The sequence below is a fragment of the Butyrivibrio sp. genome (genome assembly GCF_017433805.1).
In the GTDB taxonomy this organism is placed as follows: Bacteria; Bacillota; Clostridia; order Lachnospirales; family Lachnospiraceae; genus Butyrivibrio.
In genome coordinates, this window is sequence record NZ_JAFRGN010000068.1 from 1 (window position 1) to 1,685 (window position 1,685).

The window sequence follows — 1,685 nt, forward strand, 5'->3', positions numbered from 1 at the left end:
TGTAAATACGATTCCTACAATTGCTGAAGTAGTGGCATCCCTTACTATCGATCCTGTAAACTTGGAATTAGGATTGATATAAGAGGGATCAGACTTATCTCTTGCAAGAGCAAGATTAGCACCAGGTGCTGCAAATGTGGCATCTTAGTAAATGTAGTTTCTCTGTGTACCACCAATGTTTACACCCACATAAATTTTGTCGTTTGAATGAAGCTTGATAACATTAACTACCTCTGAGCCAGTAACAACTGTTGCGTCGTACTGTGTGTACTTAGCCTCATCCATCTGTGTGATGGTTGAGTTAGAGTCTGTAAGTGCTGCATTACCTGACTCCTTGACCGTTGACCACTGCATGAATACGAAACCAATGACCAAACATGAAAGTACTACTGCAAATACTGTTCTTAATCCTTCTGATAAACTTCCGCCCATCTTTTTTAAAACTCCTTTTTCTTTTATGATTTTTATTTTGTATAAGGGGTATTCCCTTAATACCAAAGCTACATGCCGATACTCTTCATCATCTCTAACGAATAGAGGGCAAATGGTACGATCATGTAAACTACCAATGTAAGAATAAGCGGTACAAATGCTACAATCTTTCCGACCTCTGCCTTCTGAGTTGAAATGATCTCGTTATCGGTCTTTCTTTTTTCCTTGTAATATTCTCTGTCAGTCTCAATCTCAGAAAATGCTGTAAGGATGTCTTCATCCTCTACCATAAGAAGGTTATCAACGAATCTTCTAAATGGCGGGAATGTCTCCTGGTTCTTCATCTTCTGGAGAGCCTTTCTGGTTGAATACTCAAGGTTTATAATGCATTCCTGGATAGATTGCCTGAAGCAGAATGAGAACCTCTCAAGCCAGTCTAAAACTGTATCTACAAGCATTCCGTCCACATGCATCAGAATGAGTACGATTGTCTGATACTGAATGACCTCGTCCTCCATATCCATCTTCACAATCCTTAGTTTGTACCTAAGTATGAGGTATGGAAGGTAATAGCCTGCAAAGTATCCAAGGATATTGATGAGTAAAAACCACCATCTGTAATAAACATCTTTGTACTTTGCTACACGGTAAAAGACTTCATCTGTTACCTGCGCTGAGAACTTTGGAGATATTCCTCTATTCTCAATTTCTGCCTGGATCTTCTGTCTGTTTTCGGGAGTATCTGCCATATTTCTACAGCTGAGTGTATAATCAACGGCTGCATCTCTCATGGCCTGTCTATACTCTTCATTCGGAACAATTGAGGATTCAAAGGTTGTCTTGAAATCATTCAAGAGATTATGCTTTGTCCTCCACTCCGCCGTAAATATGACAAGGTTTATCATGAGAATTGCCAGGATGCCGAAAAGAATTCTTTTTACCAGAAATCCTTTAACGCCTATCCTGTCACCGACCATTTTCAGGCCATCATCGATTCTTAAATGCTTTGTATAATGCCTGTTGATCTCTATGGTTACAAGCTTGTTAATGATAGGAATCGTTAGAAGCCAGTTAATCAGCTTATGCTCCCTCTCATCATCTACATGTCCGTCCTTTAAGTTGGAAATCAGCTGATAAACAATAACTGTTACGATGAAGATTCCTGCCATTACAGTTGTTCCTGCAGGGCCATTGTAGAACGAAGTCATTTCAGGGATATTGGATGTTCCCCATGCTTCGATTGCTTTTAAGAA

At 39.6% G+C, this 1,685-nt stretch carries 1 protein-coding gene and 1 pseudogene; both read right to left on the minus strand.

The genetic code is table 11. The annotated features are described in order from the left end of the window. Window positions 1-144: 144 nt before the first annotated feature. The gene (locus IJI01_RS14355; protein WP_292191932.1) at window positions 145-432 is read right to left on the minus strand and encodes a hypothetical protein; all 288 of its coding nucleotides are present in this window, start codon (window positions 430-432) and stop codon (window positions 145-147) included. A 68-nt stretch (window positions 433-500) separates the two neighbouring features. Further along, window positions 501-1,685, minus strand: a pseudogene (locus IJI01_RS14360) (hypothetical protein); the annotation flags it as partial.

Excerpts from the sequence above, each read along its gene's own strand:
- IJI01_RS14355 (WP_292191932.1), bottom strand. The coding sequence starts at position 432 with ATGGGCGGAAGTTTATCAGAAGGATTAAGAACAGTATTTGCAGTAGTA.